Below are 14,412 nucleotides of genomic sequence, written 5' to 3'. Positions count from 1 at the left end.
GGATCGAATGATAGTTTCGGGCGCCTGAGTTTTTCGCCATTCCTATGAGGCTCTCGCTATGACCGCACCGACTGCAATTCGCCGACTCAACGCTGCTGACCCGGATTTCGCGCATCATCTGGATCATCTGCTGAGCTGGGAAAGTGTGTCTGACGACTCGGTCAATCAGCGCGTGCTGGACATCATCAAGGCGGTGCGCGAGCGCGGCGACGCGGCGCTGGTCGAGTTCACCCAGAAGTTCGACGGCCTCGAAGTGGCGTCGATGGCCGACCTGATCCTGCCGCGCGAGCGTCTGGAACTGGCCCTGACCCGCATCACCGTGGCACAGCGCGAAGCGCTGGAAAAAGCCGCGGCGCGGGTGCGCAGCTATCACGAAAAACAGAAACAGGACTCCTGGAGCTACACCGAGGCCGACGGCACCGTACTCGGGCAGAAGGTCACGCCGCTGGATCGCGCCGGCCTGTACGTACCGGGCGGCAAGGCGTCGTACCCGTCTTCCGTGTTGATGAACGCGATTCCGGCCAAGGTCGCCGGCGTGACCGAAGTGGTCATGGTCGTGCCGACCCCGCGCGGTGAGCTCAATGAACTGGTGCTGGCGGCGGCGTGCATTGCCGGCGTTGACCGGGTGTTCACCATCGGCGGTGCGCAAGCGGTTGCCGCGCTGGCTTACGGCACTGAAAGCGTGCCACAGGTGGACAAGGTCGTCGGCCCGGGCAACATCTATGTCGCCACCGCCAAGCGTCACGTGTTCGGTCAGGTCGGCATCGACATGATCGCCGGCCCGTCGGAAATCCTTGTGGTGTGCGACGGCCAGACCGATCCGGACTGGATCGCCATGGACCTGTTCTCCCAGGCCGAACACGACGAAGACGCCCAGGCGATTCTGGTCAGCCCGGATGCCGAATTCCTCGACAAGGTCGCCGCCAGCATCGACAAACTGCTGCCGACCATGGACCGCGCAACCATCATCGAAACCTCGATCAATGGTCGCGGTGCACTGATTCATGTGCGCGACATGGCGCAAGCCATCGAAGTCGCCAACCGTATCGCCCCGGAACACTTGGAGCTGTCGGTCGCTGATCCACAAGCGTGGTTGCCGCAGATCCGTCACGCCGGCGCGATCTTCATGGGCCGCCACACCTCCGAAGCGCTGGGCGACTACTGCGCTGGCCCGAACCACGTGCTGCCGACCTCCGGCACTGCGCGGTTCTCCTCGCCGCTGGGTGTGTACGACTTCCAGAAACGTTCGTCGATCATCTTCTGCTCCGAGGCCGGTGCCTCCGAGCTGGGCAAGACCGCTTCGGTGCTGGCCCGTGGCGAATCCCTGAGTGCGCACGCACGCAGCGCCGAATACCGCATCAAAGCTGAGCAGAAGGGGAACTGATTATGAGTAAATTCTGGAGCCCGTTCGTCAAGGATCTGGTGCCGTATGTGCCGGGCGAACAGCCAAAGCTGACCAAACTGGTCAAGCTCAACACCAACGAAAACCCCTACGGCCCGTCGCCAAAAGCCCTGGCGGCGATGCAGACCGAACTCAACGACAACCTGCGTCTGTACCCGGACCCGAATAGCGATCTGCTGAAAAACGCCGTCGCTAACTACTACGGCGTGCAGAGCAATCAAGTGTTTCTCGGCAACGGTTCGGACGAAGTGCTGGCGCACATCTTTCACGGTCTGCTGCAACACGAGCAGCCGCTGCTGTTCCCGGACATCAGCTACAGCTTCTATCCGGTGTATTGCGGTCTGTACGGCATCCAGTTCGATGCCGTGCCGCTGGACGCGCAGTTCCAGATCAACCCGGCGGACTACGCCAAACCGAACGGCGGGATCATTTTCCCCAATCCGAACGCACCGACCGGTTGCCTGTTGGCGCTGGAGGCGGTCGAGCAGATCCTCAAGGCCAGCCCGGATTCGGTAGTGGTCGTGGATGAGGCGTACATCGACTTCGGTGGCGAAACCGCGATCAGCCTGGTGGATCGTTATCCGAACCTGCTGGTGACCCAGACCCTGTCCAAGTCGCGCTCGCTGGCCGGCCTGCGCGTTGGTCTGGCGGTGGGTCATCCGGATCTGATCGAAGCGCTGGAGCGGATCAAGAACAGCTTCAACTCCTATCCGCTGGATCGCCTGGCGATTGTCGGGGCGGCGGCAGCGTTCGAGGATCGCGAGTATTTCGACAAGACCTGCCGTCTGGTGATCGAGAGCCGTGAATGGGTGATCGCGCAATTGCAGGCCAAGGGCTTTGAAGTGCTGCCTTCGGCGGCGAACTTCATCTTCGCCCGTCACCCGCAACACGATGCAGCAGGGCTGGCAGCCAAACTGCGCGAGCAGGGTGTGATCGTGCGTCACTTCAAGCAGGAGCGGATTGCCCAGTTCCTGCGGATTTCGATCGGTACGCCGGAGCAGAATCAGGCGCTGATCGACGGTCTCGGCAACCTCTGACCCGCCGCTGAACCTGTGGGAGCGAGCCTGCTCGCGAAAGCGGTTTTTCATTCAACATCCTTGCTGAATGTTTTGCCCCCCTTCGCGAGCAGGCTCGCTCCCACATTGGTTTTGTGTTGGTTATTCGTGATGCGGTTCGCCAAGGAACGTCAGCGAACTGAACAGCCCGCGACTGTTCACATCCGCGCTGTCCTTCACCGGCACTTCCACCTGCGCCGCAATCACATTCAACCCTTCATTACGCACCAGCACTTGCGCACGACCGTCCTTGTCCGTTTCAGTGCTCAGGGTGTTCGGTGCATTGCGATAGTCGCCAATCAGCTTCACGCCCGCTGCCGGTTTGCCATCGAGCAGCACCCGTACCGGCAGTGATTTGCCCGGGCCGACGGTCAGCGGGTCGACCTCCGGCAAAATCAGCAACTTGATCTGCTCAAGCCTGGGCAACTTTGCTCCCGGTTGATAAATCGCCAGGCTGTACTTGAGCGTCTCGGTGGCTTCGACAGCACCCGGCACTTTGCTGCGGCCTTCGTTGATCCATTTTCTGTCGGCGGTTTGCGACCACATGCCGTTGTTCAGTGCGACGGCCATGACCGCCGGTGTTTTTAGCGGCTTCAGGCGCGCGTGATCGGACAGGCGTTCGACACTCACCGGGATCATTTTGCCGCTTGTGTCATAGGCCCAGGCGCCGCTGATTTTCTGCGCCTTGAAGGCATTGTCTTCGGCGCCGTGGCCGTAGATCACTTCGATGTTGCCGCGCCGTTGTTCTGTCCACAGGCCGTGGGCCGAAGCCTGAGTGGCGAACAGGGCGGCGATGATCAGCAGGGTTTTGCCGTATTGCATGGTGACGTCCTTTTACAGGTTGAGTGTCAGGCTGACGGTGAAATTGCGCGGCTCGCCGGGGTTGACCCAGTAATTGCTGTAGGAGCGCTCGTAGTATTTTTCGTCGAAGAGGTTGTTGAGGTTCAGGCCAACCGTGACGTTGTCGCTGGCCTTGTAATGGGCCAGCAGATCGACGGTGTGATAGGCCGGCATTTCAAAATCACCGCCGGCTTCACCGGAGCGATCGCCGACATAGGTGAACGCCGCGCCGACGTCCGAGCCGCGCAAATGGCCGTCCTGAAATTCGTACACACCGAGCAGGCTGCCACTGCGCTTGGCCACGCCAAGGATGCGGCTGCCGGTCGGGATTGCCGCGTCGCCCTTGGTCACTTCAGCGTCGATGTAAGCGAAGGCACCCATCACCCGCACGGCATCGGTCACTTGCCCGGTCACTTGCCAGTCGAAACCGCGACTGCGCGCCTTGCCCATCGCGCGGCTGGTGTCGGTGCCCGGGTCGAGGGCTAGGACGTTCTCCTTGTCGATGTGGAAGAAGGCGAGGGTGCTGCTCAGGCGCTCGTCGAACAGTTCGTTCTTGATCCCGATTTCGTAACCGATGCCCTCTTCGGGATCGAAGGATTTGCCGGAGGCGTCGAGGCCGTTATTCGGTTTGAACGAGGTCGAGGTGTTGGCGAACAGGCCGGTGTTCGGCGTCAACTGATAGAGCAGGCCGGCGCGTTGGGTGAGGGCGTCGTGAGTCTGCTGGCTTTTGGCATCGCGGGTGTGATCGTCGATGCGTTGATCAAAGTGTTCGAAGCGTGCGCCGATCATCCCGCGCAGTTTGTCGGTGAAGATGATTTGATCCTGCAGGTTCAGTGCGTGGCTTTCGACGTGTTCGAAGAAGTCAGTACCCGAGCGTGGGCCGTTGGGTTTCGGTTGGCCGTAGATCGGCTTGTAGATGTCGATGGCGTAGGGACCGCCAGCGATGGTAGTGACGCGTTCGTTCTTGCGGAAGTTCTCGTATTCGGTGCCGATCAGCAGTTCGTGCTGCCATGGGCCGAGGTCGAACAGACCGCGCAGCTCCAATTGGGTGATGCTGTCGTGCCAGTTAGTGTCCCGTTCGCGGTAGCGTCGGTTGACCGTGTGACCATCGGCGTTCAGCGCACGACTTTCAGACGCGTCGCCCCACAGTTTGCCTTCCTTGTAGTGGCTTGCCAGACGCAGTTTCCAGCTGTCGTTGAGGTGATGTTCGAGGGTGGCCTGGAGCAGGTTGTTGTGGTTGTCGATGTTGCCGTCGTTCGGTTCACCGAGGAAGGTCGAGCGCGAAACGCCGCTCCATTTGTTGTTCGGCGCGACGATTCCTCGGTCGAACGTGGAGTTGTGCCGGACGATTTCGCTTTCCACCAACAACGAAGTGTCCGGGCTCAGTTGCCAACTGATCGAAGGTGCGACGAAGACCCGCTGGCTGTCGACGTGATCACGGAAGCTGTGGTTGTCTTCGACCGCGAGGTTGATCCGCGAGAGCACGTCCCCCTGCTCGTCGAGCGGCGTATTGACGTCCAGTGCCGTGCGATAACGATCCCAGCTGCCAGCGCTGGTCTGCAGGGTGGTGAACGCTTCGGGCTGCGGCTTTTTGGTGACGATGTTCACCGTGCCGCCAGGATCGCCACGGCCATACAGGCTCGCGGCCGGACCTTTGAGGACTTCGATGCGCTCCACATTGGCCGCGTCCGGCGTGCTCGGGTAGCCGCGATTGGCGCTGAAACCATCCTTGTAGAACTCCGAGGTGGTGAAGCCGCGTACGCTGTATTCGTACAGCGTCAGGCCGCCAAAATTGTTCTGCTTCGACACGCCGCCGGCAAATTCCAGTGCGCGTTCGACATTGTGGCTGCCCAGATCCTTGAGCACGCTGGCCGGCACCACGCTGATCGCTTGGGGAATGTCGCGGATGGCGGTGTCGGTTTTGGTTGCACTGGCGGAGCGCGTCGCGCGGTAGCCGCTGACCGGCCCGCTGGCGGACTCGTAATCGGAAGTGACGCTGATGGCGTCGAGTTCGAGGGGTTGCGGATCTTCGGCGAATACAGGATCGCCCAGCAGGCCCAGGGTCAGGCCAAGCAGCGAAGCCTTTTTTCGAGACGACATGTTATGTTGTTCCAATCGTTAAATTGAAACAATATAACATGCCTGTTGAGAGTGTCTTTCATTCGCGCACTCGGCGCGAATAAAGTTTTACTCTTCTTCTTTCACCGGTGCAGGCGGCGGACGCAGGCCGATTTCAGCGGTGAGCTTCAGTTCTTTGCCGTTGCGCATGACCTGAATGGTCACTTTGTCAGTCGGCTTGATCCGCGCCACTTGGTTCATGGACTTGCGGCCATCACCGGCCGGTTCGCCGTCGATACTCAGAATCACGTCACCCAGTTGCAGGCCGGCCTTCTGTGCCGGACCATCGCGGAAGATCCCCGCCACGACAATCCCCGGGCGCCCGGACAGGCCAAACGACTCGGCCAGTTCCTGGGTCAGCGGCTGCACTTCAATACCGAGCCAGCCACGAATCACCTGACCGTGCTCGATGATCGACTTCATTACTTCCATCGCCAGTTTCACCGGGATCGCAAAACCGATGCCCTGCGAGCCACCGGACTTGGAGAAGATCGCCGTGTTGATCCCGGTGAGGTTGCCGTTGGCATCGACCAGTGCGCCGCCGGAGTTGCCCGGGTTGATCGCCGCGTCGGTCTGGATGAAGTCTTCGTAGTTGTTCAGGCCCAACTGGTTACGCCCGGTGGCACTGATGATGCCCATGGTCACGGTCTGGCCGACGCCGAACGGGTTGCCGATGGCCAGCGCGACATCGCCGATGCGGATGCTGTCGGAGCGGCCGACGGTGATCGCCGGCAGGTTTTTCAGGTCGATCTTCAACACCGCGAGGTCGGTTTCCGGATCGCTGCCGATCACCCGGGCGAGGGTTTCGCGACCGTCCTTGAGCGCCACCACGATCTGGTCGGCGCCGGTGGTCACGTGGTTATTGGTCAGAATGTAGCCTTCCGGGCTCATGATCACCCCGGAACCGAGGCTCGATTCCATGCGTTTCTGCTTCGGCGAGTTGTCACCGAAGAAGCGCCGGAACTGCGGGTCTTCAAACAGCGGGTGCGCCGGTTTGTTGATGACCTTGGTGGTGTAAAGGTTGACCACCGACGGTGCGGCGATGGTCACTGCGTCGGCATAGGACACCGGTCCCTGCTGCACGCTGGTGGTTTGCGGGGCCTGTTGCAGGTTGACATCGAGGCTCGGCAGCCCGACCCACTGCGGGTAACGCTGAATAATCAACAGAGCGATAAGCACACCGGCCAACAGCGGCCAGCCGAAAAAACGCAGCGCCTTGAGCATTAAGCACGTCCTGGAAAAGTTGCAGGCGGGGTCAGACCGCCCATAATGTCGCGCATTATACGAGGCCGCGCGCGCCTCTGAACGGGATTTTCAGGAGTCTTTCATGGCCGTCGCCCTCAGCACCCTCGTCGAAGAAGCCGACCGTTACCTCGGCAGTGCGAAAATCGCCGATTATTGCCCGAACGGCCTGCAGGTCGAAGGCCGACCGCAAGTGATGCGCATCGTCAGTGGCGTCACCGCCAGTCAGGCCTTGCTCGATGCTGCGGTGGAAGCCGAAGCGGATCTGGTGCTGGTGCATCACGGTTATTTCTGGAAAGGCGAGAACCCGTGCATCACCGGCATGAAGCAGCGGCGTTTGAAGACTTTGCTCAAGCACGACATCAGTCTGCTCGCCTATCACTTGCCGCTGGATCTGCATCCGGAGGTTGGCAACAACGTGCAACTGGCGCGTCAGCTGGACATTACCGTTGAAGGGCCACTGGATCCGGACAACCTCAAAATTGTCGGACTGGTCGGGTCGTTGAATGAGCCGATGACTGCGCGTGATTTCGCCCGCAAGGTTAAAGACGTCATGGGCCGCGAGCCGCTGCTGGTCGAGGGCAGTGGGATGATTCGTCGGGTCGGCTGGTGCACCGGTGGCGGGCAGGGCTATATCGATCAGGGCGTGGCGGCGGGTGTCGATCTGTTCCTCAGTGGTGAAGCCTCCGAGCAGACCTTCCACAGCGCGCGGGAAAACGACATCAGCTTCATCGCCGCCGGTCACCACGCCACCGAGCGCTATGGCGTGCAGGCGCTGGGTGACTACCTGGCAAAACGTTTCGCCCTCGAACACATCTTCATCGATTGCCCGAACCCGATCTAAGGCTAAACCTTATTTCAGTGTGGGAGCGGGCTTGCTCGCGAATGCGGTGGTTCAATCAGCGGCGATGTTGGATGACACACCGCTTTCGCGAGCAAGCCCGCTCCCACAGGAACAGCATTGCCCGGCCGAACCGGCAGGCATATTCATATGCCCTTTCGATCTAGTAGGCGTCCTGATTAGAAGAGGTCGCTGTGCTAGGATTCCCCGCTCGAACACGGCCCGCTGGCCGTTCATAAGAAAGCTTTCGTGAGTAGCCATGGTCGACAAACTGACGCATCTGAAACAGCTGGAGGCGGAAAGCATCCACATCATCCGCGAGGTGGCCGCCGAGTTCGACAACCCGGTGATGCTGTACTCCATCGGTAAAGACTCCGCCGTGATGCTGCATCTGGCACGCAAGGCGTTCTTCCCGGGCAAACTGCCGTTTCCGGTGATGCACGTCGACACTCGCTGGAAATTCCAGGAGATGTACAAGTTCCGCGACAAGATGGTCGAAGAGCTGGGCCTGGACCTGATCACCCACATCAACCCCGATGGCGTGGCGCAGAACATCAACCCGTTCACCCACGGCAGCGCCAAACACACCGACATCATGAAGACCGAGGGCCTGAAACAGGCGCTCGACAAGCATGGTTTCGACGCCGCGTTCGGCGGCGCCCGTCGCGATGAAGAGAAGTCCCGTGCCAAAGAGCGCGTGTACTCGTTCCGCGACAGCAAGCACCGCTGGGACCCGAAAAACCAGCGCCCTGAGCTGTGGAACGTCTACAACGGCAAGGTCAACAAGGGCGAATCCATTCGGGTGTTCCCGTTGTCGAACTGGACCGAACTGGACATCTGGCAGTACATCTACCTCGAAGGCATCCCGATCGTGCCGCTGTACTTCGCCGCCGAGCGCGAAGTGATCGAGAAGAACGGCACGCTGATCATGATCGACGACGACCGTATCCTCGAACACCTGTCTGACGAGGACAAGGCACGCATCGTCAAAAAGAAAGTGCGTTTCCGTACCCTTGGCTGCTACCCGTTGACGGGCGCGGTGGAGTCCGAGGCTGAAACCCTCACGGACATCATTCAGGAAATGCTCCTGACGCGAACTTCCGAGCGCCAGGGCCGGGTCATCGACCACGATGGCGCAGGCTCGATGGAAGACAAGAAACGTCAGGGTTATTTCTAAGGGGTTGTCATGTCGCACGCATCTGATTTGATCAGCGAGGACATCCTCGCCTACCTGGGCCAGCACGAACGTAAAGAGCTGCTGCGCTTTTTGACCTGCGGTAACGTCGATGACGGCAAGAGCACCCTGATCGGGCGCCTGCTGCACGACTCCAAGATGATCTACGAAGATCACCTGGAAGCCATCACCCGTGATTCGAAGAAAGTCGGCACCACCGGTGACGACATCGACCTGGCGTTGCTGGTCGACGGTCTGCAGGCCGAGCGTGAGCAGGGCATCACCATCGATGTCGCCTACCGCTATTTCTCCACCGCCAAACGCAAATTCATCATCGCCGACACCCCTGGCCATGAGCAGTACACCCGCAACATGGCCACCGGTGCGTCCACCTGTGACCTGGCGATCATCCTGGTCGACGCCCGTTACGGGGTGCAGACCCAGACCCGTCGCCACAGCTTCATTGCCTCGTTGCTGGGCATCAAGCACATCGTCGTCGCCATCAACAAGATGGACCTGAAAGACTTCGATGAAGGCGTGTTCGAGTCGATCAAGGCCGACTACCTGAAGTTCGCCGAAGGCTTGAAGATGAAGCCGACCAGCATGCACTTCGTGCCGATGTCTGCCCTCAAGGGCGACAACGTGGTGAACAAGTCCGAGCGCTCGCCTTGGTACAAAGGTCAGTCGCTGATGGAAATTCTCGAGACCGTGGAAGTGGCGGGCGACCGCAACTTCACCGATTTGCGTTTCCCGGTGCAGTACGTCAACCGTCCGAACCTGAACTTCCGCGGTTTCGCTGGCACCCTCGCCAGCGGCATCGTGCACAAGGGCGACGAAGTGGTGGTTCTGCCGTCGGGCAAGAGCAGCCGCGTCAAATCCATCGTCACCTTCGAAGGTGAGCTGGAGCAGGCCGGCCCGGGTCAAGCGGTGACGCTGACCATGGAAGACGAAATCGACATCTCCCGTGGCGACCTGCTGGTGCATGCCGACAACGTGCCGCCGGTCACCGACAGCTTCGAAGCGATGCTGGTGTGGATGGCTGAAGAGCCGATGCTGCCGGGCAAGAAATACGACATCAAGCGCGCCACCAGTTACGTGCCGGGCTCCATCGCCAGCATCGTCAACAAGGTCGACGTCAACACCCTTGAAGAAGGTCCGGCGAGCGCGTTGCAGCTCAACGAAATCGGCAAGGTGAAGATCGCGCTCGACGCGCCGATCGCCCTCGACGGTTACGACAGCAACCGCACCACCGGCGCGTTCATCGTCATCGACCGTTTGACCAACGGCACCGTCGGCGCCGGCATGATCGTCGCTCAGCCAGTGGCTCATGGGACTGCCTCGCACCACGGCAAACTGGCTCACGTTGCCACTGAGGAACGTTCCCAGCGTTTCGGCCAGCAGCCAGCGACCGTGCTGTTCAGCGGCCTGTCGGGCGCGGGCAAGAGCACGCTGGCCTACGCGGTCGAGCGCAAGCTGTTCGACATGGGCCGTGCGGTGTTTGTGCTCGATGGTCAGAATCTGCGTCACGACCTGAACAAAGGGCTGCCGCAGGATCGTGCCGGTCGTACCGAGAACTGGCGGCGTGCTGCGCATGTGGCGCGTCAGTTCAACGAGGCGGGTCTGTTGACCCTGGCGGCGTTTGTTGCGCCGAGCGCCGAAGGTCGCGAGCAGGCCAAGGATCTGATCGGCAAGGAGCGTCTGCTGACGGTTTATGTGCAGGCTTCGCCGGCGGTGTGTGCCGAGCGTGATCCGCAGGGCTTGTATGCTGCGGGTGGCGATAATATTCCGGGTGAGTCGTTCCCGTATGACGTGCCGCTGAATGCTGATCTGGTGATCGACACGCAGTCGCTGTCGTTGGAAGAGAGCGTCAAGCAGGTGTTGGATCTGCTGCGTAAGCGTGGCGCGATTTAAGCTTTAGTCGGAAATAAAAGGCCCGCGGATGAGTGATCATCGGCGGGTTTTTTATTGGGGGGCATTTGGTTTTCGGCGGTGGCGGCCTTTGGGCTGGCCATGCTCTGGGTGGGTTGTGTGAATATCCGTTTCTTCGGGTGTTGCTGATTGCGGTTCCGCCCTTACGGCGGGTCACTTTTTACAAACGCCTAAAAAGTAACCAAAAACGCTTGCTCCTGCGTTCGGCCCGCTCGCTGGGGCTCGGGGTCCCTTCGCTGCGGGATTGATCCGGGCGCAGCGCCTCCGGTTTGCTTCGCTGCACCTCCTCTCGCTGTGTTTGGCTGCGCCAAACGGTCGCTGCGCTCCCACCCCCGGATCAATCCCTACGCTCAGCCTTCCGACGTCGCCCGTGGATCAAGATCAAAAGCTTTCGGCGAGCTGACACTCGGCCATTTGAGTGGTGAAAAGCGTGCGCCTGGCTTTAGCTTTTCCTGTGGGAGTTGGCTTGCCAGCGATGGCGGCCTCACAGCCGACCAATCTCTACCTGAATACACCGTGTTCAAACTGTGGGAGCGGGCTTGCTCGCGAAGGCGGCCTGACAGCCGACTAATCTCTACCTGAATACACCGTGTTCAAACTGTGGGAGCGGGCTTGCTCGCGAAGGCGGCCTCACAGCCGACCAAGCTCTAACTGAATGCACTCCATCCTGAATGCACTCCATCCAACTGTAGGAGTGAGCCTGCTCGCGATAGCGGTATGTCGTTCAACATTGGGAGTGGCTGTTCCACCGCTATCGCGAGCAGGCTCGCTCCTACAGGGGATTAACGTTTGTCTGCGAATTCGCGGTGCATCTGTTCCAGCAGCGCATCCTTGTCCTGCCATAGCTGGTTGATCCAGCCCTGGAATTGCAGGCGATATTCGCCGTCCTGGTCGTAGTTCTTGCCGATGAAGGCTGGCGGGATTTTCAGTTCTTCAAAGTGCACCACCACGTCGCGCACGTTGCCGCACAGCAGATCCCAGAAACCCGGACGCCCGCCTGGATAGTGAATGGTCACGTTGACGATCGACTCCAGTTGCTCACCCATCGCGTCCAGCACGAAGGCGATGCCACCCGCCTTGGGTTTGAGCAGGTATTTGAACGGCGACTGCTGCTGCGCGTGCTTGCCTTCGGTGAAGCGTGTGCCTTCGACGAAGTTGAAAATCCCCACCGGGTTGTTGCGGAATTTCGCGCAGGTCTTGCGCGTGGTTTCCAGGTCTTTGCCTTTCTTCTCCGGGTGTTTTTCCAGATAGGCCTTGGAGTAGCGTTTCATGAACGGAAAGCCCAGCGCCCACCACGCCAGGCCAATTACCGGGACCCAGATCAGCTCCTGCTTGAGGAAGAATTTCAGCGGCTGGATGCGCCGGTTGAGCACGTATTGCAGCACCAGGATGTCGACCCAACTCTGGTGGTTGCTGGTGATCAGGTATGAGTGTTGGTAGTCCAGACATTGCAGGCCGCTGATGTGCCAGCGGGTGCGGCGCACCAGGTTCATCCAGCCTTTGTTGTTGCTGATCCAGGCTTCGTGGGTGTGGCTCATCAGCCACAGTGAGGCGCGGCGGGCGAGGTCGAAGGGCAGCACTTTGATCAGCGCGACGCAGAACAGGAACGAGCACAGCAGAATCGTATTGAGTGCCAACAGCAGCGCGGCGATCACGCCGCGAATCGGGGCGGGCAGGAAGTCCAGCATTTACACATCCATAGGTCGGTTGGCGGCTTGAATCGCGGTCAGGGCGATGGTGTAGACGATGTCGTCGACCTGCGCGCCGCGCGGCAGGTCGTTCACCGGTTTGCGCAGGCCTTGCAGCATCGGGCCGAGGCTGACGCAGTCGGCGCTGCGCTGCACGGCTTTGTGGGTGGTGTTGCCGGTGTTCAGGTCAGGGAACACGAACACCGTGGCGCGACCGGCCACCTGGCTGTTCGGCGCCAGTTGCCGGGCAACGTCTGCGTTGGCAGCGGCGTCGTATTGCAGCGGGCCGTCGATCAGCAGCGAGTGCTGTTGCTCGTGGGCGAGCAGGGTGGCTTCGCGGACTTTCTCGACTTCTTCGCCGCTGGCCGATTCGCCGCTGGAGTAACTGATCATCGCCACGCGCGGGGTGATGCCGAATGCTGCTGCGGAATCAGCGCTTTGCAGGGCGATCTCCGCCAGTTCGGCGGCGCTCGGGTGCGGGTTCATCACGCAGTCGCCGTAGACCAGCACTTCTTCGGGGAACAGCATGAAAAACACCGACGACACCAGCGTACAGCCCGGTGCGGTCTTGATCAGTTGCAGGGCCGGGCGGATGGTGTTGGCGGTGGTGTTGATCACGCCCGAGACCAGGCCGTCGACCTCATCCAGCGCGAGCATCATGGTGCCGATCACCACGGTGTCTTCCAGTTGCTGTTCGGCCATCGGCGCGTTGAGGCTTTTGCTTTTGCGCAGCGCGACCATCGGCTCGATGTAGCGCTCGCGAATCAAGTCCGGATCGAGGATCTCCAGCCCCGGCGGCAACTCGATACCTTGCGCACGGGCCACGGCTTCGACGTCTTCGGGTTTGGCCAGCAGCACGCAACGGGCGATGCCGCGCTCCTGGCAGATCGCCGCCGCTTGCACGGTGAGCGGCTCGCTGCCTTCGGGCAGCACGATGCGTTTATTCGCCGACTGCGCCCGTTGAATCAGTTGGTAGCGGAATACCGCTGGCGACAGACGCATTTCCCGCGGGGTGCCACAGCGCTGATGCAGCCATTTGGCGTCGAGATGACTGGCGACGAAATCGGTGATGATCTCCGCACGTTCGCGGTCATCGATGGGGATTTCCTTGTTCAGGCCATTGAGCAGGTTGGCGGTGTCGTAGGAGCCAGTGCTCACCGACAGCACCGGCAGACCGGCCTGCAGCGCGCCACGGCATAGGTCCATGATGCGTGGATCGGGCAGGGTGTCGCTGGTCAGCAACAGCCCGGCCAGCGGTACGCCATTGAGTGCCGCGAGGCTGACCGCGAGGATGATGTCGTCGCGATCACCCGGGGTCACCACCAGTACGCCGGGCTTGAGCAGCTCCACAGTGTTGCGCATGGTCCGTGCGCAGATGATGATTTTGGTCATGCGCCGGGTTTCGTAATCGCCGGCGTTCAGCACCTGCGCGCCCATCAGGTCGGCGACGTCGCGGGTACGCGGTGCATTGAGTTCGGGTTGAAACGGAATGCAGCCGAGCAGGCGGAAATCACCGCTGCGCAGTAATGGCGAATGCTCCTTCAATCGTGTGGCGAAGGCATCCATGCTCTCGTCGGTCTTGACCTTGTTGAGGATTACGCCGAGGACTTTTGGATCTTTCGGGCCGCCGAACAATTGCGCCTGCAATTCCACGCGACCGGAGAGTTCGGCAAGCACTTCGTTTTCCGGGGCCGAGACCAGAATCACCTCGGCATCCAGGCTTTTCGCCAGGTGCAAATTGACCCGCGCGGCGTAGCTGGCGCTACGGGTCGGCACCATGCCTTCGACCACCAGCACATCTTTGCCGATAGCAGCTTGCTGATAGAGGGCGATGATTTCTTCGAGCAACTCATCGAGCTGACCGTCGCCGAGCATCCGCTCGACATGGGCCAGGCCCAGTGGCTGCGGCGGTTTCAGGCCGTGGGTGCGCGCCACCAGTTCGGTGGAACGCTCCGGGCCAGTGTCGCCCGGATGCGGCTGGGCAATCGGTTTGAAGAAGCCGACTTTCAGTCCGGCCCGCTCCAGGGTACGCACCAGCCCGAGGCTGATGGAGGTCAGACCCACGCCAAAATCGGTGGGCGCGATAAAAAAAGTTTGCATGCGGATTCTCTAAAGGTGCATGG

10 protein-coding genes are annotated in these 14,412 nt (G+C 60.7%); 5 read left to right on the top strand and 5 right to left on the bottom strand.

Going from position 1 to position 14,412, the window contains the following annotated elements; genetic code table 11:
* Window positions 1-58 precede the first annotated feature (58 nt).
* A complete protein-coding gene (gene hisD, locus ACM6I7_RS15990) occupies window positions 59-1,384 on the top strand; it encodes a histidinol dehydrogenase (protein WP_027610855.1) in 1,326 nt (441 codons plus the stop codon).
* 2 nt (window positions 1,385-1,386) lie between these two features.
* Window positions 1,387-2,439, top strand: coding sequence for a histidinol-phosphate transaminase (hisC, locus tag ACM6I7_RS15985; RefSeq protein WP_027610856.1), 1,053 nt, complete (start codon window positions 1,387-1,389; stop codon window positions 2,437-2,439).
* A 120-nt stretch (window positions 2,440-2,559) separates the two neighbouring features.
* Here the strand turns inward: hisC and ACM6I7_RS15980 are convergent, their stop codons facing one another.
* The 3 genes from ACM6I7_RS15980 to algW all read right to left on the bottom strand — a co-directional run bounded on the left by ACM6I7_RS15980 (window position 2,560) and on the right by algW (window position 6,639).
* Complete coding sequence (locus tag ACM6I7_RS15980; protein WP_115988202.1) at window positions 2,560-3,279, bottom strand: DUF4198 domain-containing protein; 720 nt, start codon at window positions 3,277-3,279, stop codon at window positions 2,560-2,562.
* Window positions 3,280-3,291: 12 nt separating this feature from the next.
* Window positions 3,292-5,397: a TonB-dependent siderophore receptor gene (locus tag ACM6I7_RS15975; RefSeq protein WP_115988201.1), complete on the bottom strand. Its 2,106-nt coding sequence runs from the start codon at window positions 5,395-5,397 to the stop codon at window positions 3,292-3,294.
* Between the two features lie 87 nt (window positions 5,398-5,484).
* The gene (gene algW, locus ACM6I7_RS15970) at window positions 5,485-6,639 is read right to left on the bottom strand and encodes a Do family serine endopeptidase AlgW (RefSeq protein ID WP_096795365.1); all 1,155 of its coding nucleotides are present in this window, start codon (window positions 6,637-6,639) and stop codon (window positions 5,485-5,487) included.
* 103 nt (window positions 6,640-6,742) lie between these two features.
* Here algW and ACM6I7_RS15965 point away from each other — a divergent pair, with 103 nt between their 5' ends.
* From ACM6I7_RS15965 to cysN, 3 genes are all read left to right on the top strand, one after another.
* Window positions 6,743-7,501 carry a Nif3-like dinuclear metal center hexameric protein gene (locus ACM6I7_RS15965; protein ID WP_096795366.1) on the top strand — a complete coding sequence of 253 codons (759 nt, stop codon included), beginning with the start codon at window positions 6,743-6,745 and terminating at the stop codon, window positions 7,499-7,501.
* A 256-nt stretch (window positions 7,502-7,757) separates the two neighbouring features.
* Window positions 7,758-8,675, top strand: coding sequence for a sulfate adenylyltransferase subunit CysD (gene cysD, locus ACM6I7_RS15960; RefSeq protein WP_003221715.1), 918 nt, complete (start codon window positions 7,758-7,760; stop codon window positions 8,673-8,675).
* Between the two features lie 9 nt (window positions 8,676-8,684).
* Window positions 8,685-10,583, top strand: a complete 1,899-nt coding sequence (gene cysN, locus ACM6I7_RS15955) for a sulfate adenylyltransferase subunit CysN (RefSeq protein WP_027610861.1) — start codon at window positions 8,685-8,687, stop codon at window positions 10,581-10,583.
* Window positions 10,584-11,383: 800 nt separating this feature from the next.
* Here the strand turns inward: cysN and ACM6I7_RS15950 are convergent.
* Together ACM6I7_RS15950 and pta are read right to left on the bottom strand one after the other, a co-directional pair.
* Window positions 11,384-12,289, bottom strand: coding sequence for an acyltransferase (locus ACM6I7_RS15950; RefSeq protein WP_414888861.1), 906 nt, complete (start codon window positions 12,287-12,289; stop codon window positions 11,384-11,386).
* Complete coding sequence (gene pta / locus ACM6I7_RS15945; protein ID WP_027610863.1) at window positions 12,290-14,389, bottom strand: phosphate acetyltransferase; 2,100 nt, start codon at window positions 14,387-14,389, stop codon at window positions 12,290-12,292. It abuts the gene before it with no gap.
* Between the last annotated feature and the right edge of the window lie 23 nt (window positions 14,390-14,412).

It is taken from the genome of Pseudomonas sp. IT-93MI4, assembly GCF_949767635.1.
GTDB classification, from domain to species: Bacteria; Pseudomonadota; Gammaproteobacteria; order Pseudomonadales; family Pseudomonadaceae; genus Aquipseudomonas; species Aquipseudomonas putida_A.
The sequence above is the reverse complement of the archived record's forward strand: the minus strand, read 5'-3'. Positions and strand labels throughout refer to the sequence as shown.

What these genes read in the sequence shown, in the direction of transcription:
- hisD (WP_027610855.1), top strand. Translation starts at nt 59, where the DNA reads ATGACCGCACCGACTGCAATTCGCCGACTCAACGCTGCTGACCCGGAT.
- hisC (WP_027610856.1), top strand. Translation starts at nt 1,387, where the DNA reads ATGAGTAAATTCTGGAGCCCGTTCGTCAAGGATCTGGTGCCGTATGTG.
- ACM6I7_RS15980 (WP_115988202.1), bottom strand. Translation starts at nt 3,279, where the DNA reads ATGCAATACGGCAAAACCCTGCTGATCATCGCCGCCCTGTTCGCCACT.
- ACM6I7_RS15975 (WP_115988201.1), bottom strand. Translation starts at nt 5,397, where the DNA reads ATGTCGTCTCGAAAAAAGGCTTCGCTGCTTGGCCTGACCCTGGGCCTG.
- algW (WP_096795365.1), bottom strand. Translation starts at nt 6,639, where the DNA reads ATGCTCAAGGCGCTGCGTTTTTTCGGCTGGCCGCTGTTGGCCGGTGTG.
- ACM6I7_RS15965 (WP_096795366.1), top strand. Translation starts at nt 6,743, where the DNA reads ATGGCCGTCGCCCTCAGCACCCTCGTCGAAGAAGCCGACCGTTACCTC.
- cysD (WP_003221715.1), top strand. Translation starts at nt 7,758, where the DNA reads ATGGTCGACAAACTGACGCATCTGAAACAGCTGGAGGCGGAAAGCATC.
- cysN (WP_027610861.1), top strand. Translation starts at nt 8,685, where the DNA reads ATGTCGCACGCATCTGATTTGATCAGCGAGGACATCCTCGCCTACCTG.
- ACM6I7_RS15950 (WP_414888861.1), bottom strand. Translation starts at nt 12,289, where the DNA reads ATGCTGGACTTCCTGCCCGCCCCGATTCGCGGCGTGATCGCCGCGCTG.
- pta (WP_027610863.1), bottom strand. Translation starts at nt 14,389, where the DNA reads ATGCAAACTTTTTTTATCGCGCCCACCGATTTTGGCGTGGGTCTGACC.